We start from the raw sequence: 21,433 nt of genomic DNA on the forward strand, positions 1-21,433 counted from the left end.
ACCCGTCACTCTTACTTCAGGCCTCCGAAGCGGCGGTAGAAGCTGTCACCCACATCAGGCAAGGGGCCGTCGGCGGTTTCCAGTGCACTGTTGAGCCACTCTTCGGCCTTGGCGTAGATCAGCCGATAGATATTGCGGCACAACTGGCGCGCGGCGCGGCCTTCCCAGTCGCCGGGCAAGAGTTCGTCCGGCAACTGCGGGTCACGCAGAAGCAGTTTGCGGTATTCATGGATAAGCAGGACACGTGCCAGGAAACAGTCCTCCGGTTGCAGGGTCTCCTGCTCGCGCAGTGCTTGCCAGAGCGGTCGGAACAACTGGATGAACTCACTGTAATGCGCCGCCAGTTCCTCGATACTCCAGCTCTCGCGCACTTGCATGCGTAACGCCTTCGACGCCAGCACGTCCTGCGCGGTGGTTTCGAAGACGATGGTCTCCTCCAGCACGCCCAGATCCAGCAGGGTCGCGTTGACGTCACCACGGTCACTGCGCGGGCTGGCCAGCACCACCGGCGAGATCGCGCCGAAGCCTTGCCACTCCAGCTCTTCGCGCACTTGCTTGCGTTTGTCCTGGCTCAGTTGCGAGAGCATCACCAGGCACCAGGAGCCATCCCAGGCCGGCATGCTGGTGCTGTAGACCCGCTTGAAGGCCTTGTCGAAACGCCGGCGACCGGTGCCGGTGAGGCTGTAGTAGCTGCGCCGACCGACTTTCTCGGCGGTCAGCCAGCCTTCTTTGGTCAAACGGAAAATCGAGGTGCGGATCAGCCGTTCGTTGATCCCGATCGGTTCCAGCAATTGAATCAGGCTGCCCAGCCAGACGGTGCCGCCATGGGGCTCGATGGCATCACCGTACAGGGTGATGATCAGGGAGCTGGCGCGGATGGGCGTCTGTTCCTGGAAGCGGGTAATCAGGTGATTCAAGGGTGTCAGGGACGACATGGGCGTACCGAGCGAAAAAAGAAAGGGAATATACCGAAAGCCAGTCAGTGCTGCTTATGAAGCAGCACCCTTGGGCCGTAACCCGCTATCGCTGATCCGTGGGCGATCCGCTTCCGGCTCGGTCAACGGCTCGCAGACCTGCATCTGTTCCAGGCAACGCTTGGCCAATTGCTGATACTCGCGGGTGCCGGCCTGTTTCCAGGCCACTTCCTGATCGCTGAGGCTGCGTTTGATGCTGGCCGGAGCGCCCATCACCAGTGACTGCTCGGGGCACTCGAAGCCGGCCTTGACGAAGGCGGCCGCCGAGACGAATGAGCGCGCGCCGATCCGCGCGTTGTCCATCACCACCGCATTCATGCCCACCAGCGCGTCGGCGCCGATCCGGCAACCGTGCAACACCGCGCCGTGGCCGATATGGCCATTGCGCTCGACCACCGTGTCGCTGTCGGGAAAGCCGTGCATCACGCAGGTGTCCTGCAGATTGGCGCCCTCCTCCAGGACGATCCGCCCGAAGTCGCCGCGCAGGCTGGCCAGCGGCCCGACATAGCAATGGGGGCCGATGATCACGTCACCGATCAATACGGCGGACGGATGCACATAGGCGCTGGGATCAACCACCGGGGTCAGGCCGTCGAGGCTGTAGCAGGTCATGGCAGCTTCCTTCACAAAGCGATGCAGATATTGACTTATTTTGTATCACATCGCTTTTAACATCACAAAGGCTAAAAAGCGTATCACTTGAAACGGCACTTTCCGACGACCTGTCCCGCTCTCCAAATACCGCGATAAAAGCCAATAAAAACGGCGGAAAACCCTATACACAGGAGCCCAACTACACATCAACTGGACTCATAAATCGAGCAAATAGGACACGCTAATTAACTTTTAGTATTGCATTTGCGTATCACGTTGTAGGTATACTCGGCGAAAACCGACCCCCAGCGGTCGATCCAATAACAAGCCGGCGCACCGCCGAGCGTGCACCGTGAGGGCACCCACCATGCCGCTAACCCTTGCCGTCGAGCTGATCGAGCCCGGCGTCCGCCTGATTACCCTGCAGCGCCCGCAAGCCTTGAATGCCTTGAACACCCAGTTGCTGGGCGAGTTGGCAGACGCGTTGAGCGTTGCCCAGGCCGATCTCGATACCCGTGCCGTAGTCATTACCGGCAGCCGCAAGGCGTTTGCCGCCGGTGCCGATATCAAGGAAATGGCCGAGCGTGACCTGGTCGGCATCCTCGACGATCCGCGCCAGGCGTCCTGGCAAGCCATCACTCGTTTCAACAAACCACTGATCGCGGCGGTCAACGGCTTCGCCCTGGGCGGCGGCTGCGAGCTGGCGATGCATGCCGACATCATCATTGCCGGCGAAGACGCACGCTTCGGTCAGCCGGAAATCAACCTCGGGATCATGCCTGGCGCAGGTGGCACCCAACGCCTGCTGCGTGCCGTCGGTAAATCCATGGCGATGCAGATGGTCCTCACCGGCGAGCCGATCGACGCACGCCTGGCGCAACGTGCCGGACTGGTCAGCGAAGTGACCCAGCCGGAGTTCACCGTCGAGCGCGCCCTGCACATTGCCCGCTGCATCGCCAGCAAGGCGCCGTTGGCGGTGCGTCTGGCCAAGGAAGCCCTGCTCAAGTCCATGGACACCGACCTGGCCAGCGGCCTGCGCTTCGAGCGCCATGCCTTCACCGTGCTGGCCGGCACCCGCGATCGCGAGGAAGGCATTGCTGCCTTCCAGGAAAAACGCGCGCCGTCCTTCACCGGCCAGTAACGCCCCGAATACCTGAACAGCGAACGACCTCCCAGAGAGCGCCTAGACCATGAATTTCGAACACATCCTGTTTTCCATCGACGCCGGCGTCGCCCTGCTCAGCCTCAATCGCCCGGAGCAACTGAACAGCTTCAACACGCAGATGCATGGCGAAGTGAAGGAAGCGCTGAAACAGGTGCGCAACAACCCGGACGTCCGTGTACTGCTGCTGACCGGCGAAGGTCGCGGCTTCTGTGCAGGCCAGGACTTGAGCGACCGCAACGTCGCACCGGGCAGTGCCGCACCGGACCTGGGCGAGTCGATCGAGAAGTTCTACAACCCGCTGATCCGCCAATTGCGCGACCTGCCGTTGCCGGTGATCTGCGCGGTCAACGGCGTGGCCGCCGGTGCCGGCGCGAATATTCCGCTGGCCTGCGACCTGGTGCTGGCGGCACGTTCGGCGAGCTTCATCCAGGCGTTCTGCAAGATCGGCCTGATCCCCGATTCCGGCGGCACCTGGACCTTGCCACGACTGGTCGGCATGGCCCGCGCCAAGGCCCTGGCCCTGCTCGGCAACCGCCTGACGGCAGAACAGGCTGAACAATGGGGCCTGATCTACCGTTGTGTGGACGACGCCGAGCTGCGCGCCGAAGCGCTGAAGCTGGCGCAACACCTGGCCACCCAGCCGACCTATGGCCTGGCACTGATCAAACGCAGCCTGAACGCCAGCCTGAGCAACAGCTTTGACGAACAACTCGACCTGGAACGCGACCTGCAGCGCCTGGCCGGGCGCAGCGAGGATTACCGCGAAGGCGTCGGTGCCTTCATGGAAAAACGCACCCCGACCTTCAAGGGACGCTGAGTCATGACCGCACTGAACACCACTGCACGCATCGCCGTGATCGGCGCCGGGGCCATGGGCGCCGGGATTGCCCAGGTCGCGGCGCAGGCCGGTCATCCGGTACTGCTGCTGGACAACCGCCCGGGCGCTGCCGCCCAGGCCATCGAAGGCATTGATCGGCAACTGGGCAAGCGCGTCGACAACGGCAAACTGTCTGCCGAGTCGCGCAGCGCCACCGTTGCCCGCCTGCAAGCGGTAGAAGCCATCGACGCCCTGGCGGATTGCGAGCTGATCATCGAGGCCATCGTCGAGAACCTAGAGGTCAAGCGCGCGCTGTTCCGTCAGCTTGAGGAGATTTGCGGCGAGCACTGCATCCTCGCCAGCAATACCTCGTCGCTGTCGATCACCAGCATTGCCGCGCAACTGCGCCATCCACAGCGCCTGCTCGGCCTGCACTTCTTCAACCCGGCGCCAGTCATGGCGCTGGTGGAAATCGTTTCGGGGCTGGCCAGCGCTCCGGCCTTGGCCGATTGCCTGTACGACACCGCCAGGGCCTGGGGCAAAAAACCGGTGCACACCCGCTCCACTCCGGGTTTTATTGTCAACCGCGTGGCCCGGCCGTTCTACGCCGAAAGCCTGCGCCTGTTTCAGGAAGGCGCTGCCGATTGCCCGACCCTGGACGCCCTGATGCGCGAGGCCGGTGGCTTTGCCATGGGCGCCTTCGAGTTGACCGACCTGATCGGTCACGACGTCAACTACGCCGTCACCTGCTCGGTATTCGATGCCTACTACCAGGACAGCCGTTTCCTGCCGTCGCTGATCCAGAAGGAACTGGTGGATGGCGGACGCTTGGGCCGCAAGAGCGGTCAGGGCTTCTATAGCTATGCCGAAGGTGCGGTGCGTCCGCTACCGCAGCACATCTCCAGCGCTGCCAGCGCGGCGGTCTGCGTGGTCGAAGGCGAGCTGGGCATTGCCCGCGAGCTCCTGCCACGCCTGCGCGAACACGGCGTCGAAGTCATTCAGCGTGACGGCTCGGGCCTGCTGCGGGTCGGCGATGCGGTGCTGGCCCTGAGCGACGGGCGCATGGCCTGCCAACGCGCCCGCGAAGACGGCTTGCGCAACCTGATCCTGCTGGATCTGGCACACGACTACCGCAGCGCCAAGCGCATCGCCATTAGCCACACGGCCGGGATCGATCCGCTGGCCCTGGAACAAGGCGTGGCGCTGCTGCAACGCGCCGGCCTCACGATCAGCCTGCTCAGCGACAGCCCGGCGCTGGCGGTATTGCGCACCGTGGCCATGCTCGCCAATGAAGCCGCCGACGCCCTGCTGCAAGGCGTGGCCTCGGCTGCCGACATCGATCTGGCGATGCGCGCCGGGGTCAACTACCCGCAAGGCCCGCTGGCTTGGGCCGATGCCATTGGCCTGGGGCACGTAGTCAGGACCCTGGACAACCTGCAAGCCAGCTATGGCGAAGAACGCTACCGGCCGTCGCTGTTGCTGCGTCGTCGGCTGGCCGAAGGGAGAACATTGCATGATTGATCATGACGCCATGAAACTCGCCAGCGATTGCGCGCAGACACTGCTCAGTCGCGACAACGCCAGCCTCGGCATGGGCATGCGCTTGCTGTCCGCCGGCCCCGGCAGTGCACGCGTCGGCATGACGGTCCGCGCCGACATGTTGCAGGGCCACGGCACCTGCCATGGCGGCTACCTGTTCGCGCTCGCCGATTCGGCGTTCGCCTTCGCCTGCAACAGTTACAACGAAGCCACCGTGGCCATCGGTTGCAGCATCGACTACATCGCCCCGGCCCGCCTGGGCGACACCCTGAATGCCGACTGCAGCGAGCAAAGCCGCTCCGGTCGCACCGGCAACTACGACGTCCGTATTGAAAACCAGCAGGGTCAGTTGATCGCCCTGTTCCATGGCAAATCCTACAAAGTGCGCGGCCCGGTGCTGACGCCGGAGAACTCAAATGAATGACGCCCTGATCATTGATGCGGTGCGCACCCCGATCGGCCGCTACGCCGGCGTCCTGAGCAGCGTGCGTGCCGACGACCTCGGCGCGGTGCCGCTACGCGAACTGCTGCGCCGTTATCCGCAGGTGGACTGGAGCCACGTCGACGACGTGATATACGGCTGCGCCAACCAGGCCGGCGAAGACAACCGCAACGTCGCCCGCATGTCGGCGCTGCTGGCCGGGTTGCCGGTCAGCGTGCCCGGCACCACCCTCAACCGCCTGTGCGGTTCGGGGCTGGATGCGGTCGGCACGGCAGCGCGGGCGATTCGCAGCGGCGAAGCCGGGTTGATGCTGGTGGGTGGCGTCGAGTCGATGTCCCGTGCACCACTGGTGATGGGCAAGGCCGAGCAGGCGTTTTCCCGTCAGGCCGAGATCTTCGACACCACCATCGGCTGGCGTTTCGTCAATCCGCTGATGAAAAAAGCCTTCGGCATCGATTCGATGCCGGAAACCGCCGAGAACGTCGCCGCTCAGTTCAACATTTCCCGCGCCGACCAGGACGCCTTTGCCCTGCGTAGCCAGCAACGTGCAGCAGCGGCCCAGGCCAATGGACGCCTGGCCAAGGAAATCGTCGCGGTGACAATCCCGCAGCGCAAAGGCCCGGCCAAAGTGGTCGAGCACGATGAGCACCCGCGCGGCGACACCACCCTTGAGCAATTGGCCAAACTGGGTACGCCATTTCGCGAAGGCGGCAGCGTCACCGCCGGAAACGCTTCCGGGGTCAATGACGGTGCCTGCGCCCTGCTGCTGGCCAGCCCTGAAGTCGCCAAGCGCCACGGCCTGACGGCTCGCGGACGCGTGGTAGCAATGGCCACCGCCGGCGTCGAACCACGGATCATGGGCATCGGCCCGGTGCCGGCGACGCGCAAGGTGCTGGAGCTGGCCAACCTGAGCCTGGCGGACATGGACGTCATCGAACTCAACGAGGCGTTCGCCGCCCAGGGCCTGGCCGTGCTGCGCGAACTGGGCCTGGACGATACCGATCCAAGGATCAACCCCAACGGTGGCGCGATTGCCCTGGGTCACCCCTTGGGCATGAGCGGCGCGCGCCTTGTGACCACCGCCCTGCAGGAGCTGGAAGAACGCAATGGCCGGTATGCCCTGTGCACCATGTGCATCGGCGTCGGCCAAGGGATCGCGCTGGTCATCGAGCGGCTGTCCCACTAAAGAAACGCCATTCCCGGGGAGCCGACAGCGGTATCCTTGGGGCATACACTCAAGCCCCCTGTGTGCGGGGGCTGAAACACAAAAACAATTCGAGTGAAACCATGAACATGCCAATAGCCAAAGCCGTGCTCGACCCACAGCTGGACCCGCTGGAAACCGCCAGTGTCGACGAGTTGCGCCAGCACCAGCTGGAGCGTATGCGCTGGAGCCTGTCCCACGCCTACCAAAACGTGCCGCTGTACCGTCAGCGCTTCGATGCCCTGGGCGTGCACCCGGATGACATCAAGTCCCTTGAGGACCTGGCGAAATTCCCCTTCACCACCAAGTCCGACCTGCGCGACAACTACCCCTACGGCATGTTTGCCGTGCCGATGAACGACGTCGTGCGCCTGCACGCCTCCAGCGGCACCACCGGCAAACCGACCGTGGTCGGCTACACCCAGAACGATATCGACACCTGGGCCAACGTGGTTGCCCGTTCGATCCGCGCGGCAGGTGGGCGACGTGGCGACAAGGTGCATATTTCCTATGGCTACGGCCTGTTCACCGGCGGCCTTGGTGCGCACTACGGTGCCGAACGCCTGGGTTGCACGGTGATCCCGATGTCCGGCGGCCAGACCGAAAAGCAGGTGCAACTGATCAAGGATTTCCAGCCGGACATCATCATGGTCACCCCGTCCTACATGCTGAACCTGGCTGATGAGATCGAGCGCCAGGGCATCGACCCGCACAAACTGGCCCTGCGCCTGGGCATCTTCGGCGCCGAGCCGTGGACCGCCGAACTGCGCCGCGCCATCGAGGAGCGCCTGGGCATCACCGCCCTGGACATCTACGGCCTCTCGGAAATCATGGGCCCGGGCGTCGCCATGGAATGTGCCGAGACCAAGGACGGCCCGACCATCTGGGAAGACCACTTTTACCCGGAAATCATCGACCCGATCACCGGCGAAGTGCTGCCGGACGGACAGATGGGCGAACTGGTGTTCACCTCCCTGAGCAAAGAAGCCCTGCCGATGATCCGCTACCGCACCCGCGACCTGACGCGCCTGCTGCCGGGCACCGCGCGGCCGATGCGCCGTATCGACAAAATCACCGGCCGCAGCGATGACATGCTGATCATCCGCGGGGTCAACGTGTTCCCGACGCAAATCGAGGAGCAGGTGCTGAAAGTCAAACAGCTCGCCGAGTGCTACGAGATCCATCTGTATCGCAACGGCAACCTCGACAGCGTCGATGTGCATGTCGAACTCAAGGCCGACCACCAGCACCTGGGCGATGACCAGCAAAAGGCCGTGTGCAACGAACTGAGCAAGCACATCAAGACCTACATCGGCATCAGCTCGCGGATCGTCCTGCAGCCGTTCCACTCGATCAAGCGTTCCGAAGGCAAGGCCTGCCACGTGGTGGACAAACGCGCTAAAGCATGACTGCTGCACCTTTTATAGCCCCGCGATTGCGGGTTTTTTTTTGGCCGGTTTTTTGGTCACCAACCACCGCCCCCCCTGTAGGAGCGAGCCTGCTCGCGATGGTCGTCAACGATGACGCGTGTGGCCTGACACAACCAGGCGATCTCTGGTTCATCGCGAGCAGGCTCGCTCCTACAAGGGAACTAGGTCCCATAAACCCACCACTCATCCCAAAGCGATACAAAAAACAATGCGACACGTCATTTTGCGTTTGATATTAATTTCTGTATCGCTTATAAAGTTCCCATGCCTAAGAACAGTGCCCAGGCGGGAGAATAAGAATGTACGCACAGCTTGTAGAAACCGGCGTCAAGCGGATCAAGGAACTCTCGGAGATGTCCGCAGAGGAACGCGCCTTTCAGGAAAAAATCGATGCTGAAATCAAGATCGAAGCCAAGAATTGGATGCCAGATGCCTACCGCCAGACTTTGATCCGGCAGATTTCGCAACACGCCCACTCGGAAATCGTCGGCATGCTGCCCGAGGGCAACTGGGTCACCCGCGCGCCATCGCTCAAACGCAAACTGCAATTGATGGCCAAGATTCAGGACGAAGCCGGTCACGGTCTGTATCTGTACAGCGCCATGGAAACCCTGGGCGCCGATCGCGATACAGAAATCGACAAGCTGCACAGCGGCAAGGCGAAGTATTCGAGCATCTTCAATTACCCGACGCTGAACTGGGCCGACATGGGCGCGGTGGGCTGGCTGGTGGATGGTGCGGCGATCGTCAACCAGGTGGTGCTGCAACGCACCTCCTACGGCCCGTACTCGCGGGCGATGATCCGCATCTGCAAGGAAGAAAGCTTCCACCAGCGCCAGGGCTACGAAATCCTCCTGACCATGATGCGCCACGGTACTCAGGCGCAAAAAGACATGGTCCAGGACGCGATCAACCGTCTGTGGTGGCCGTCGTTGATGATGTTCGGCCCAAGCGACGAACACTCGCCCAACAGCGCCCAGTCCATGGCCTGGAAAATCAAACGCCAGAGCAACGACGAACTGCGCCAGCGCTTCATCGACCAGACCATCCCGCAGCTGGAATTGCTGGGCTGCACCTGCCCCGACCCGGACCTGAAATGGAACGCCGAGCGCGGCCATTACGATTTCGGCGAGATCCAGTGGAACGAATTCTACGAAGTGCTCAAGGGCAACGGCCCGTGCAACCAGGAACGCGTCGCCACCCGCCGCAAGGCGATTGAAGACGGTGCCTGGGTACGCGAAGCCGCCGTCGCCCACGCCCGCAAAAAACAAAACAAGAACGCCGCCTGATTCGGCCACCTGATGTGGAGTAATTGAAATGTCCGAGTGGACCCTCTTCGAAGTCTTCGTGCGCAGCAAGCACGGCCTCAACCACAAGCACGTCGGCAGCGTGCATGCCGCCGACACCACCATGGCCATCGAGAACGCCCGCGAGCTGTACACCCGTCGCAGCGAAGGCGTGAGCCTGTGGGTGGTGCCGTCAGCGCTGATCACCGCCTCCTCGCCGGATGAAAAAGACCCGCTGTTCGACCCGTCGGACGACAAGGTTTACCGCCACGCCAGCTTCTACGAGCTGCCAGCCGAAGTCGGGCACATGTGAGGTCGACCATGGACAACAAGACTGATCTGATCGAATACCTGCTGCGCCTCGGCGACAGCGCCCTGATCCAGGGCCAGCGCCTGTGCCAATGGTGCGGCAAGGCGCCGGCGCTGGAAGAAGAGTTGGCACTGATGAACGTCGGCCTCGACCTCGTCGGCCAGGCGCGCAACTGGCTGGAATACGCTGCAGAACTGCTGAATGACGGCCGCGACGCCGATCACCTGGCGTTCCGCCGCGATGAGCGCGCCTACCGCAACCTGCTGCTGGTGGAACAACCCAACGGCGACTACGCGGTGACCATCCTCAAGCAATTCCTCTACGACGCCTGGCACCTGCAAGTGCTCAAGGGCCTGAGCCAATCCAGCGATGAACGAATCGCCGCGATTGCCGCCAAGGCCGTGAAGGAAGTGACCTATCACCTGCGTCGCTCCAGCGAATGGGTCGAGCGCCTGGGCGACGGCACCGAGGAAAGCCACCAGCGCATGCTCGCGGCGATCCCTGAAGTCTGGCGCTTCACCATCGAGTTGCTCGCCGCCGATGACAGCGAACAGCGCCTGTGCGATGCCGGTATCACCCCGGCCACCGCGCAAGTCGCCACCGCCTGGCAAGCCAAGGTCGAAGCGATTTTCGCCAGCGCCACCCTGCCGGTCCCGGCGGCAGCGAGCTTCTTCTACCTGAATGCACGCAAGGGCCTGCACACCGAGCACCTGGGCATCCTGCTGGCCGAAATGCAGTTCCTGCCACGAGCGTACCCCGATGCAACCTGGTGAGTTGATCGCCAGCGACCTCGGCGCCCGGGCAGCCCAACCGACCGACCTGGCGGCGGCCTGGGCGATCCTCGCCGAGGTCATGGACCCGGAAGTCCCAGTGGTCAGCGTAGTCGACCTGGGGATTGTCCGCGACCTCGACTGGCAGGCTGGGCACCTGCACGTGGTGGTCACCCCGACCTACTCCGGTTGCCCGGCCACCGAAGTGATCGAAAGCGATATCCGCCAGGCCCTGGAGCTTGGCGGTTTCCAGGCGCCACTGCTGGAACGCAAGTTGACCCCGGCCTGGACCACCGACTGGATCAGCGCCAGCGGCCGCGAACGCCTGCGGGCCTACGGCATTGCGCCGCCCGAGGGCAGTACCAGCAAGCGCAGCCTGCTGGGTGAAAGCCCGCAGGTTGTGTGCCCGCAATGCGGCAGCGCCCACACCGAGGTGCTCAGCGAGTTCGGCTCCACCGCGTGCAAGGCCCTGTACCGCTGCGTCGATTGCCGGGAACCGTTCGACTATTTCAAGTGCATCTGAGCGGCGTTTGACCGTCTCAGCTGGAGAATAACAATGAGCAAATTTCACAGCCTGACCATCAAGGACGTGCGCACCGAGACCCGTGACGCGGTGTCCATCGCCTTCGAGATTCCCCAGGATCTGCAGGACAGCTTCCACTTCACCCAGGGCCAGCACCTGGTGATGCGCACCCTGATGGACGGCGAAGAAGTGCGCCGCTCCTACTCGATCTGCACCGGCATCCACGACGGCGAACTGCGCGTGGCCATCAAGCGGGTGGCGGGCGGGCGTTTTTCCGCCTTTGCCAACGAACAGCTGAAAGCCGGTCACAGCCTCGAAGTGATGCCACCCGCCGGACATTTCAGCGTCGAGCTGGACCCGGCACGCCACGGCAACTATCTGGCCGTCGCGGCCGGCAGCGGCATCACGCCGATCCTGTCGATCATCAAGACCACCCTGGAAACCGAGCCCCACAGCCGCGTCACCCTGCTGTATGGCAACCGCTCCAGCTCCGGCGCGCTGTTTCGTGAACAGCTCGAAGACCTGAAGAATCGCTACCTGCAACGCCTGAACCTGATCTTCGTGTTCAGCCGCGAGCAACAGGATGTCGACCTCTACAACGGACGGATCAACGCCGAGAAATGCGAGCAGCTGTTCAGCCGCTGGCTCGACGTCAAGGCCCTCGACGCCGCCTTCATCTGCGGCCCACAGGAAATGACCGAAACCGTGCGCGACAGCCTCAAGGCCAAGGGTATGGCGCCCGAGCGCATTCACTTCGAACTGTTCGCCGCCGCCGGCAGCGAGCAGAAACGCGAAGCCCGCGAGGCGGCCCGCCAGGTGGATTCGGCGGTCAGCCAGATCACCGTGATCAGCGACGGCCGCGCCCTCGCCTTCGACCTGCCGCGCAACAGCCAGAGCATCCTCGACGCCGGCAACGCCCAGGGCGCTGAACTGCCCTACTCGTGCAAGGCCGGCGTGTGCTCGACCTGCAAGTGCAAGGTCATCGAGGGCGAAGTGGAAATGGACAGCAACCACGCCCTGGAAGACTACGAAGTGGCTGCCGGTTACGTGCTGTCGTGCCAGGCCTTCCCGATCAGCGACAAGGTGGTGCTGGATTTCGATCAGCTCTGAAACAACACAACCCCCTGTAGGAGCGAGCCTGCTCGCGATGGTCGTCAACGATAACGCCGGATGCCTGATACCCCGCGGCGATCTCGGGTCCATCGCGAGCAGGCTCGCTCCTACAGGGGTCCGGTTCCAACCCGAATACACCGTTTCACCCACAACAAAAACAACAAAGGAGAGTCACCATGAGCCCGCAAGACATAGAACTCATCCGCCAGCACCCCGACTTCATCACCCTCGTGCGGCGCAAACAGAAGCTCTACTGGTCGTTGTCGCTGATCATGCTGGTGATTTACTTCGGTTTCGTGTTGCTGGTGGCGTTTTCCCCGGCCACCCTCGGCCAATCCCTGAGCGGCGGCGTGACCACCGTGGGCATGTTGGTGGGTGTGGTGATCGTCCTGCTGGCCTTCGCCCTGACCGGTTTCTACGTCTATCGCGCCAACCACCTGATCGATCCACTGAACGACAAACTCAAGCAGGAGTGCGCCCGATGAGCCGTCTGTTTGCTGTGTTGTCGCTGGCAGCGGTCAGCGATCTGGCGTTGGCCGCTGAAAGCGCGACCCGCCCCCTGAACTGGAACGCCATCGGCATGTTCCTGGTGTTCGTCCTGTTCACCCTCGGCGTGACCCGCTGGGCGGCCATGCGCACCCGTTCGGCCAGCGATTTCTATACCGCCGGCGGCGGCATGACCGGCTTTCAGAACGGCCTGGCGATTGCCGGCGACATGATCTCGGCAGCCTCGTTCCTCGGCATCTCGGCGATGATGTTCCTCAACGGCTACGACGGCCTGCTCTACGCCCTCGGCGTGTTGGCCGGCTGGCCGATCATCCTGTTCCTGATCGCCGAACGCCTGCGCAACCTGGGCAAATACACCTTTGCCGACGTGGTCTCCTATCGCCTCGAACAGACCCCGGTGCGCCTGACCTCGGCCTTCGGCACGCTCACCGTGGCGCTGATGTACCTGGTGGCGCAAATGGTCGGCGCCGGCAAACTGATCGAACTGCTGTTCGGCATCGACTACCTCTACGCAGTGATGCTGGTGGGTGTGCTGATGGTGTTCTACGTCACCTTCGGCGGCATGCTCGCTACCACCTGGGTGCAGATCATCAAGGCGGTGATGCTGCTGTTCGGCACCAGCTTCATGGCGTTCATGGTGCTCAAGCATTTCGGTTTCAGCACCGAAGCGATGTTTGCCGGCGCCACCGCCGTGCACGCCAAAGGCAGCGCGATCATGGCCCCAGGTGCCTTGCTGTCCAACCCGATTGACGCGATTTCCCTGGGCCTGGGCATGATTTTCGGTACCGCCGGCCTGCCGCACATCCTAATGCGCTTCTTCACCGTCAGCGATGCCAAGGAAGCGCGCAAAAGCGTGTTCTACGCCACCGGTTTCATTGGCTATTTCTACCTGCTGCTGATCGTGGTCGGCTTCGGCGCGATCGTCATGGTCGGCACCGATCCGAGCTTCCGCGACGCCAGCGGCGCGATCATCGGCGGCGGCAATATGGTCGCGGTGCACCTGGCGCAAGCGGTGGGCGGCAATCTGTTCCTCGGCTTCATCTCGGCGGTGGCCTTCGCGACGATTCTGGCGGTGGTCGCCGGGCTGGCGCTGTCCGGCGCCTCGGCAGTGTCCCACGACCTGTATGCCTGTGTGATACGCAAGGGTCAGGCCAGCGAGAAACAAGAGATGCGCGTGTCCCGTATCGCCACCCTGTGCATCGGCGTGCTGGCGATCATCCTCGGCCTGCTGTTCGAATCGCAGAACATCGCCTTCCTCTCCGGCCTGGTACTGGCCATCGCTGCCTCGGTGAATTTCCCGGTGCTCTTCCTTTCCATGTACTGGAAAGGCCTGACCACCCGCGGCGCGGTGCTGGGCAGCCTGGCGGGCCTGGTCTCGGCGATCGTCCTGTTGGTGCTGAGCCCGGCGGTGTGGGTCAACGTCATGCATCACGACAAGGCGCTGTTCCCGTACTCCAACCCGGCGCTGTTTTCCATGAGCCTGGCGTTCTTCAGTGCCTGGCTGTTCTCCGTCACCGACCGCTCGCCACGGGCTGTCCTCGAGCGCGGCCGCTACCTGGCGCAGTTCATTCGTTCCATGACTGGCATCGGCGCTTCGGGCGCCAGCCAGCACTAATCCACTGTTTATCTGACACCGAGGACTCGTGATGTCTCACGCCCCTACCCTGCAAAGTTTCATCGCCGGTCGCTGGATCGGCCAACAAGGTGCGCAGATCCTGCGCAGCGCCATCGACGGCCATGAAATCGCCCGCACCCACGAAGAGCGCCCGGATTTCGCCGAAGCCATCGAGCACGGCCGTCGCCAGGGCGTCAGCGGCCTGATGGCCCTGGACTTCCAGCAACGCGCCCAGCGCCTCAAGGCCCTGGCCCTGTACCTCGCCGAGCGCAAGGAACAGCTGTACGCCATCTCCCACCACAGCGGCGCCACCCGGGCCGACAGCTGGATCGATATCGAGGGCGGCAACAGCACCCTGTTCACCTACGCCGGCCTCGGCTCCCGCGAGCTACCATCGGGCAACGTGGTCCACGAAGGCCCGGCGCTGCAACTGAGCAAACTCGGCAGCTTCGCCGGCACCCACATCCTCGTACCGCGCGGTGGCGTGGCGGTGCACATCAATGCGTTCAACTTCCCGATCTGGGGCATGCTGGAAAAATTCGCCCCGAGCTTCCTCGCCGGCATGCCGTGCATTGTCAAGCCGGCCAGTGCCACCAGCTACCTGACCGAAGCCGTGGTGCGCCTGATGGACGAATCGGGCCTGTTGCCAGCGGGCAGCCTGCAACTGATCATCGGCGGCACCGGCGACCTGCTCGACCGCCTGCAGGGCCAGGACGTGGTGACCTTCACCGGGTCCGCCGACACCGCGGCCAAGCTGCGGGTCAATCCGAACCTGATCCGCAACTCGGTTCCGTTCACCGCCGAAGCCGACTCGCTGAACTGCGCCATTCTGGCGCCGGACGTCAGCCCGGATGACGAAGAATTCGAGCTGTTCATCAAGGAAGTGGCGCGGGAAATGACCACCAAGGCCGGGCAGAAATGCACCGCCATCCGCCGCGCCATCGTCCCGGCCAAGCACATCGATGCCGTGGCCAGCCGTCTGCGCGATCGTCTGGCGAAAGTCGTCGTCGGTGATCCGTCGGTGGAGGGCGTGCGCATGGGCGCCCTGGCCTCCCACGATCAGCAGAAAGACGTGGCCGAGCGCCTGGAAGCCCTGCTGCAGAGCAGTGACCTGCTGTTCGGTGCCCGCGACGGTTTTGAGCCTCGTGGCGAAAATGTCGACAAAGGTGCGTTCTTCGCCCCGTCCCTGCTGCAGGCCCGTGACCCGCATGCCGAAGGTGGCGCCCATGACATCGAGGCGTTCGGCCCGGTCAGCACCCTGATGGCCTACGATGACCTGGACGAAGCCCTGGCCCTGGCCGCACGCGGCAAAGGCAGCCTGGTAGCCAGCCTGGTGACCAAGGACCCACAGATCGCCGCCAAGGCCATCCCGGTCGCCGCCGCCCTGCACGGCCGCCTGCTGGTGCTGGATCGCAACTGCGCCGGCGAATCCACCGGTCATGGCTCACCATTGCCGCAACTCAAGCATGGCGGTCCGGGTCGTGCCGGTGGCGGCGAAGAGCTCGGCGGCCTGCGCGCGGTGAAACACTACCTGCAACGTGCAGCGGTTCAAGGTTCGCCCACCATGCTCGCCGCCGTGACTGGCGAATATGTGCGTGGCGCCAAGGTCATCGAGACCGAAGTGCATCCGTTCCGCCGCTACTTCCAGGACCTGCAGATCGGCGAGTCGCTGCTGACTCACCGCCGCACCGTGACCGAGGCCGACCTGGTGAACTTCGGCTGCCTGTCGGGCGACCACTTCTACATGCACTTCGACGACATCGCGGCCAAGGAATCGCAATTCGGCAAGCGCATCGCCCACGGCTACTTCGTGCTATCGGCCGCGGCCGGTCTGTTCGTATCCCCCGGCGTCGGCCCGGTACTCGCCAACTACGGCCTGGACACCCTGCGCTTCATCAACCCGGTGGGCATCGGCGACACCATCCAGGCGCGCCTGACCTGCAAGCGCAAGATCGATCAGGGCAAGAAGAGCCCGCAAGGCGTCCCACAAGGCGTGGTGGCGTGGGACGTGGAAGTGACCAACCAACTGGGTGAGTTGGTGGCCAGTTATGACATCCTGACCCTGGTGGTCAAACGCGAAGACTGAAGCTGAAAGACTGGCCGGTCATCAACCTGATGACCGGCCCTTTGCGTTGAGGGGCTGGATTCCAGCGAAAGGCAGAAACGCAAAAAGCGGCCAATGGCCGCTTTTTGCGTGGCTTCCAGAGGGAAGCAGATATGGCGCAGCGGACGGGACTCGAACCCGCGACCCCCGGCGTGACAGGCCGGTATTCTAACCGACTGAACTACCGCTGCGTATCGCTGTGGACTTGCGTCCGATGAACTCGTCTGACTGTTAAGCCTTAAGGCTCTGCAATCACAAACCGGTGTCAGCCGATCTGGAAAAATGGCGCAGCGGACGGGACTCGAACCCGCGACCCCCGGCGTGACAGGCCGGTATTCTAACCGACTGAACTACCGCTGCGTATCGCTGTGGACTTGCGTCCGGTGAACTCGTCTGACTGTAAAGCCTTGAGGCTCTGCAATCGCAAACCGGCGTTAGCCGATCTGGAAAATATGGCGCAGCGGACGGGACTCGAACCCGCGACCCCCGGCGTGACAGGCCGGTATTCTAACCGACTGAACTACCGCTGCGCGTCGGTGGAAGCATTTCAGCATCCGCCCTGCTTACGCAGGACTCTCGGGAGTGGTGGGTGATGACGGGATCGAACCGCCGACATTCTGCTTGTAAGGCAGACGCTCTCCCAGCTGAGCTAATCACCCGTTTGCTTCTCCGAGGCCGCGAAATTTACGCAGATACCGAAGCTAAGTCAATAGCAGGATTGAAGTTTTTCTGAAAAAGGCGGATTTGTGCATGGCGCAAAGGGGGCCATGACCGTTGGGCCGCTTTCGCGAGCGGGCTCACTCCTACCGTTGAATGTATTTCGAATGCGGGAGCGAGCCTGTTTGCGATTGAATTAGTCGCTGTAAATCATTTTCTTGGTCATGCCGCCGTCGACCACAAACTCTTGCCCAGTGACGAAACTGGCATTTCTCGACAGCAGCCAGGCCACCATCGCCGCCACGTCTTCAACTGTGCCTACCCTGCCCGCTGGATGCTGGGCGTGGTCGGCGTCGCTGAGGGGTTCGGCGCGGCGTGCAGAGGGATCACGGGCGTCGATCCACCCCGGGCTGACCGCGTTGACCCGAATCTCCGGGCCAAGGCTGATCGCCAGCGCGTGGGTCAGGGCCAGCAGACCGCCCTTGCTCGCCGCGTAGGCCTCGGTGTCCGGCTCCGACTGCCCGGCACGGGTCGATGCCAGGTTGACGATGGCCCCGTTATGCGCCCGCAGGTACGGCGCGCAGTGCTTGGCCAACAACATCGGCCCACTGAGATTGACCGCCAGAACGCGGTTCCAGTACGCCAGGTCGAGACTTTCCAGGGTGATGTTGCGCGGCTCGGCAACCGCCGCATTGCACACCAATGCATCGAGGCGGCCGAACTGCCCCAGCACCTCGGCCACGCCACGGGTCACCTGCTCCTCGTCGGCCACGTCCATGGTGATGAACCAGGCATGTTCGCCCAAGGCCTTGGCGACTTTGGAGCCACGCTCACGATCGAGATCGGTCAGCACCACCTGCCAACCTTCGCTGATCAACCAGGCAGCGATACCCAGACCGATGCCGCGAGCAGCACCGGTGACCAGGGCGACCCGGCCGTTGGCGCCGCTGATCGGCGCGAACAACTCGATCACAAGGCAGCCAGCCCGCGCGCCAGGTCGGCTTGCAGGTCGGCCACATCTTCCAGGCCCACGGCAATCCGGATCAGGCTGTCACGGATCCCCGCCGCTTCCCGCTCCTGTGGCGCCAGACGGCCGTGGGAGGTGGTGCTCGGGTGGGTGATGGTGGTCTTGCTGTCGCCCAGGTTAGCGGTGATCGAGATCAGCCGGGTCGCATCGATAAAGCGCCAGGCGCCCTCTTTACCGCCCTTGACCTCGAAACTCACCACGGCGCCGAAGCCTTTCTGCTGGCGCTGGGCCAGTTCGTGCTGCGGATGGCTCTTGAGGCCGGCGTAGTGGACTTTCTCGATACCGTCCTGCTGCTCCAGCCATTCGGCCAGTTGCTGGGCGTTGGCGCAGTGCGCCTTCATCCGCAGGTTCAGCGTCTCCAGACCTTTGAGGAAAATCCAGGCGTTGAACGGGCTAAGGGTCGGCCCGGCGGTACGCAGGAAGCCAACCACTTCTTTCATCTGCTCGCTGCGACCAGCGACTACGCCGCCCATGCAACGACCCTGGCCGTCGATGAACTTGGTCGCCGAATGCACCACCACGTCGGCGCCCAGCTTCAGCGGCTGCTGCAAGGCCGGGGTGCAGAAGCAATTGTCGACCACCAGCATCGCGCCCTTGGCATGGGCCACTTCCGACAGCGCGGCAATATCCACCAGCTCGGCCAGGGGATTGGATGGCGATTCGACGAACAGCAGTTTGGTATTGGCCTTGATGGCCGCATCCCAGCCGGACAGGTCGGCCAGGGGCACGTAGTCGACTTCGATACCGAAGCGCTTGAAGTACTTTTCGAACAGGCTGATGGTCGAGCCAAACACGCTGCGCGAAACCAGCACGTGATCGCCGGCGCTGCACAGGCTCATGACCACCGCCATGATCGCGGCCATGCCGGTCGCGGTGGCCACAGCCTGCTCGGCGCCTTCCAGCGCAGCTATGCGCTCTTCGAAAGCGCGCACGGTGGGGTTGGTGTAGCGCGAGTAAACGTTGCCCGGCACTTCGCCAGCAAACCGCGCGGCGGCGTCGGCGGCCGTGCGGAATACGTAGCTGGAGGTGAAGAACATCGGATCACCGTGCTCACCTTCCGGCGTACGGTGCTGACCGGCACGTACGGCCAGGGTATCGAACGCTACGCCTTCGAGGTCGCTGTCCAGCCGACCGGCATCCCAATCCTGACTCATGCTGTCACTCCTTGCCCTGCTCTTGAAAAAGGTCTTTGGTAGATACAAAAACCGGCCCCTCGGGGCCGGCATTTACTCAGTTGTTGTACAGATCGATGATCGCACTGACCGCCTGGGTCTTGACCTTGGAGGCATCGTTACGCGCCTGCTCGATCTTGTTCAGGTACGCCTCGTCGACGTCGCCGGTGACGTACTTGCCGTCAAACACTGCGCAATCGAACTGCTCGATCTTGATCTTGCCGCCACCGACCGCTTCGATCAAGTCAGGCAGGTCCTGATAAATCAGCCAGTCGGCACCAATCAGGTCGGCCACGTCCTGAGTCGAACGGTTGTGGGCAATCAGCTCGTGGGCGCTTGGCATGTCGATGCCGTACACGTTCGGGTAGCGAACGGCCGGTGCCGCGGAGCAGAAGTAGACGTTCTTGGCACCCGCTTCGCGAGCCATCTGGATGATCTGCTTGCAGGTGGTGCCGCGCACGATCGAGTCGTCCACCAGCATCACGTTCTTGCCGCGGAATTCCAGCTCGATGGCGTTGAGCTTCTGGCGTACGGATTTTTTCCGTGCCGCCTGGCCCGGCATGATGAAGGTCCGGCCGATATAGCGGTTCTTGACGAAACCTTCGCGGAATTTCACGCCCAGGTGGTTCGCCAGCTCCAGGGCTGCGGTGCGGCTGGTGTCCGGGATCGGGATGACCACGTCGATGTCGTGTTCAGGACGCTCGCGCAGGATCTTCTCGGCCAGCTTCTCACCCATGCGCAGACGGGCCTTGTAGACCGATACGCCATCGATGATCGAATCCGGACGCGCCAGGTAGACGTGTTCGAAGATGCACGGGGTCAGGGACGGGTTGGTCGCGCACTGACGGGTGTGCAACTTGCCGTCTTCAGTGATGTAGACCGCTTCGCCTGGCGCCAGGTCGCGAATCAGGGTGAAGCCCAGCACGTCCAGGGAAACGCTTTCCGAGGCGATCATGTACTCGACGCCTTCGTCGGTGTGACGCTGGCCGAACACGATCGGGCGGATGCCGTGCGGGTCACGGAAACCGACGATGCCGTAGCCGGTGATCATGGCCACGACCGCGTAACCACCGACGCAACGGTTGTGCACGTCGGTCACGGCGGCGAACACGTCTTCTTCGGTTGGCTGCAACTTGCCGCGCTGGGCCAGTTCGTGAGCGAACACGTTGAGCAGGACTTCCGAGTCGGAGCTGGTGTTGACGTGGCGCAGGTCAGATTCGTAAATCTCCTTGGCCAGCTGTTCAACGTTGGTCAGGTTGCCGTTGTGCGCCAGAGTGATGCCATACGGCGAGTTGACGTAAAACGGTTGAGCTTCGGCCGAAGTCGAGCTACCAGCGGTCGGATAACGCACATGACCAATGCCCATCTGACCGACCAGGCGCTGCATGTGACGCTGCTGAAACACGTCACGTACCAGGCCATTGTCCTTGCGCAGGAATAACCGGCCATCGTGGCTGGTCACAATACCGGCAGCGTCCTGGCCGCGGTGCTGGAGGACGGTTAGCGCGTCATACAGCGCCTGATTGACGTTCGACTTACCGACGATACCGACGATGCCACACATGCGACGCAACCCCTACTTAATGAAACTGAACTGAACACGACTCACTGCGGCGTTTTCGCCGTCGGCAAGAGGTGCTCCTTGAACGGTAATTCAGCGGGTACGCTGATACCGCTGGCCAGCCACTGACTGCTCCACCCCAATATGAGGTTTTTGGACCAGTCTGCAACCAATAGAAATTGTGGCACGAGCCTCGACTCCTGCCACCAGGCATCCTGCTGTACCGGGCCCAGGCTCAATAGCCCGACAGCGGTGACCACCAGCAACGCGCCACGCGCCGCGCCGAAGGCCATGCCGAGGAAACGATCGGTCCCGGAGAGGCCGGTGACGCGAATCAGTTCGCCGATAAGATAATTGATCATGGCGCCAACCACGAGGGTCGCGACAAACAGGATGGCACAGCCCGCAATGACGCGGGCCGACGGAGTTTCGATGTATCCGGCGAGGTACTCGGACAGTGAGCCACCAAACATCCAGGCAACGACTCCTGCGATGATCCAGGTCACCAGCGATAGTGCTTCCTTTACGAAGCCGCGGCTCAGACTGATCAAAGCGGAGATGGCGATGATTGCAACGATCGCCCAGTCAACCCAGGTAAATGGCACAGTACAGCCTACAGACGG

General features: G+C 62.9%; 20 protein-coding genes and 4 tRNA genes. 14 read left to right on the forward strand and 10 right to left on the reverse strand.

Features of this window, described 5'->3' with window-relative positions; all coding sequences use genetic code 11:
- Positions 1–11 precede the first annotated feature (11 nt).
- Together paaX and paaY are read right to left on the reverse strand one after the other, a co-directional pair.
- Positions 12–935, reverse strand: coding sequence for a phenylacetic acid degradation operon negative regulatory protein PaaX (paaX, locus tag KW062_RS18985; RefSeq protein ID WP_027616094.1), 924 nt, complete (start codon positions 933–935; stop codon positions 12–14).
- A gap of 54 nt (positions 936–989) precedes the next feature.
- Positions 990–1,586 carry a phenylacetic acid degradation protein PaaY gene (gene paaY / locus KW062_RS18990; RefSeq protein ID WP_027616093.1) on the reverse strand — a complete coding sequence of 199 codons (597 nt, stop codon included), beginning with the start codon at positions 1,584–1,586 and terminating at the stop codon, positions 990–992.
- A 349-nt stretch (positions 1,587–1,935) separates the two neighbouring features.
- On the opposite strand from paaY, the gene paaF reads away from it, so the two are divergent.
- From paaF to paaZ, 14 genes are all read left to right on the forward strand, one after another.
- On the forward strand, positions 1,936–2,709 hold the full coding sequence (gene paaF, locus KW062_RS18995; protein ID WP_105756001.1) for a 2,3-dehydroadipyl-CoA hydratase PaaF: 774 nt from the start codon (positions 1,936–1,938) through the stop codon (positions 2,707–2,709).
- A 49-nt stretch (positions 2,710–2,758) separates the two neighbouring features.
- A complete protein-coding gene (gene paaG / locus KW062_RS19000; protein ID WP_027616091.1) occupies positions 2,759–3,550 on the forward strand; it encodes a 2-(1,2-epoxy-1,2-dihydrophenyl)acetyl-CoA isomerase PaaG in 792 nt (263 codons plus the stop codon).
- 3 nt (positions 3,551–3,553) lie between these two features.
- On the forward strand, positions 3,554–5,071 hold the full coding sequence (gene paaH, locus KW062_RS19005; protein WP_105756000.1) for a 3-hydroxyacyl-CoA dehydrogenase PaaH: 1,518 nt from the start codon (positions 3,554–3,556) through the stop codon (positions 5,069–5,071).
- Positions 5,064–5,513 carry a hydroxyphenylacetyl-CoA thioesterase PaaI gene (gene paaI / locus KW062_RS19010; RefSeq protein ID WP_027616089.1) on the forward strand — a complete coding sequence of 150 codons (450 nt, stop codon included), beginning with the start codon at positions 5,064–5,066 and terminating at the stop codon, positions 5,511–5,513. The genes paaH and paaI overlap by 8 nt, the downstream gene beginning before the upstream one ends.
- Positions 5,506–6,717 carry a 3-oxoadipyl-CoA thiolase gene (gene pcaF / locus KW062_RS19015; RefSeq protein WP_105755999.1) on the forward strand — a complete coding sequence of 404 codons (1,212 nt, stop codon included), beginning with the start codon at positions 5,506–5,508 and terminating at the stop codon, positions 6,715–6,717. The genes paaI and pcaF overlap by 8 nt, the downstream gene beginning before the upstream one ends.
- A 101-nt stretch (positions 6,718–6,818) precedes the next feature.
- Positions 6,819–8,144, forward strand: coding sequence for a phenylacetate--CoA ligase PaaK (gene paaK / locus KW062_RS19020; RefSeq protein ID WP_105755998.1), 1,326 nt, complete (start codon positions 6,819–6,821; stop codon positions 8,142–8,144).
- Positions 8,145–8,464: 320 nt separating this feature from the next.
- A complete protein-coding gene (gene paaA, locus KW062_RS19025) occupies positions 8,465–9,454 on the forward strand; it encodes a 1,2-phenylacetyl-CoA epoxidase subunit PaaA (RefSeq protein WP_027616086.1) in 990 nt (329 codons plus the stop codon).
- 28 nt (positions 9,455–9,482) lie between these two features.
- Positions 9,483–9,764 carry a 1,2-phenylacetyl-CoA epoxidase subunit PaaB gene (gene paaB, locus KW062_RS19030; protein WP_007943393.1) on the forward strand — a complete coding sequence of 94 codons (282 nt, stop codon included), beginning with the start codon at positions 9,483–9,485 and terminating at the stop codon, positions 9,762–9,764.
- Between the two features lie 8 nt (positions 9,765–9,772).
- A complete protein-coding gene (paaC, locus tag KW062_RS19035) occupies positions 9,773–10,534 on the forward strand; it encodes a 1,2-phenylacetyl-CoA epoxidase subunit PaaC (RefSeq protein WP_105755997.1) in 762 nt (253 codons plus the stop codon).
- Entirely contained in the window at positions 10,521–11,054 is a 534-nt protein-coding gene (gene paaD, locus KW062_RS19040) for a 1,2-phenylacetyl-CoA epoxidase subunit PaaD (RefSeq protein WP_027616084.1), read from the forward strand. Before paaC ends, paaD begins: the two co-directional genes overlap by 14 nt.
- A gap of 33 nt (positions 11,055–11,087) precedes the next feature.
- A complete protein-coding gene (gene paaE, locus KW062_RS19045) occupies positions 11,088–12,164 on the forward strand; it encodes a 1,2-phenylacetyl-CoA epoxidase subunit PaaE (protein ID WP_027616083.1) in 1,077 nt (358 codons plus the stop codon).
- Between the two features lie 179 nt (positions 12,165–12,343).
- A complete protein-coding gene (locus tag KW062_RS19050; protein ID WP_027616082.1) occupies positions 12,344–12,652 on the forward strand; it encodes a DUF485 domain-containing protein in 309 nt (102 codons plus the stop codon).
- Entirely contained in the window at positions 12,649–14,289 is a 1,641-nt protein-coding gene (locus tag KW062_RS19055) for a cation acetate symporter (RefSeq protein ID WP_027616081.1), read from the forward strand. Before KW062_RS19050 ends, KW062_RS19055 begins: the two co-directional genes overlap by 4 nt.
- A gap of 31 nt (positions 14,290–14,320) precedes the next feature.
- A complete protein-coding gene (gene paaZ / locus KW062_RS19060) occupies positions 14,321–16,375 on the forward strand; it encodes a phenylacetic acid degradation bifunctional protein PaaZ (RefSeq protein ID WP_105755996.1) in 2,055 nt (684 codons plus the stop codon).
- A 132-nt stretch (positions 16,376–16,507) separates the two neighbouring features.
- Here paaZ and KW062_RS19065 read toward each other — a convergent pair.
- The 8 genes from KW062_RS19065 to KW062_RS19100 form a co-directional block, all read right to left on the reverse strand.
- A tRNA-Asp gene (locus KW062_RS19065) sits at positions 16,508–16,584 on the reverse strand.
- Positions 16,585–16,676: 92 nt separating this feature from the next.
- Positions 16,677–16,753: transfer RNA gene (locus KW062_RS19070), tRNA-Asp, on the reverse strand.
- Positions 16,754–16,846: 93 nt separating this feature from the next.
- Positions 16,847–16,923 (reverse strand) — tRNA-Asp (locus KW062_RS19075).
- Between the two features lie 53 nt (positions 16,924–16,976).
- Positions 16,977–17,052: transfer RNA gene (locus KW062_RS19080), tRNA-Val, on the reverse strand.
- Between the two features lie 194 nt (positions 17,053–17,246).
- Positions 17,247–18,023: an SDR family oxidoreductase gene (locus KW062_RS19085; RefSeq protein ID WP_105755276.1), complete on the reverse strand. Its 777-nt coding sequence runs from the start codon at positions 18,021–18,023 to the stop codon at positions 17,247–17,249.
- Positions 18,020–19,231 carry an O-succinylhomoserine sulfhydrylase gene (locus KW062_RS19090; RefSeq protein ID WP_027616078.1) on the reverse strand — a complete coding sequence of 404 codons (1,212 nt, stop codon included), beginning with the start codon at positions 19,229–19,231 and terminating at the stop codon, positions 18,020–18,022. Before KW062_RS19090 ends, KW062_RS19085 begins: the two co-directional genes overlap by 4 nt.
- A 76-nt stretch (positions 19,232–19,307) precedes the next feature.
- Positions 19,308–20,813 carry an amidophosphoribosyltransferase gene (gene purF / locus KW062_RS19095; protein ID WP_027616077.1) on the reverse strand — a complete coding sequence of 502 codons (1,506 nt, stop codon included), beginning with the start codon at positions 20,811–20,813 and terminating at the stop codon, positions 19,308–19,310.
- Positions 20,814–20,854: 41 nt separating this feature from the next.
- Positions 20,855–21,415, reverse strand: a complete 561-nt coding sequence (locus tag KW062_RS19100; protein WP_105755275.1) for a CvpA family protein — start codon at positions 21,413–21,415, stop codon at positions 20,855–20,857.
- Positions 21,416–21,433 lie beyond the last annotated feature (18 nt).

The organism is Pseudomonas fluorescens (assembly GCF_019212185.1).
In the GTDB taxonomy this organism is placed as follows: domain Bacteria; phylum Pseudomonadota; class Gammaproteobacteria; order Pseudomonadales; family Pseudomonadaceae; genus Aquipseudomonas.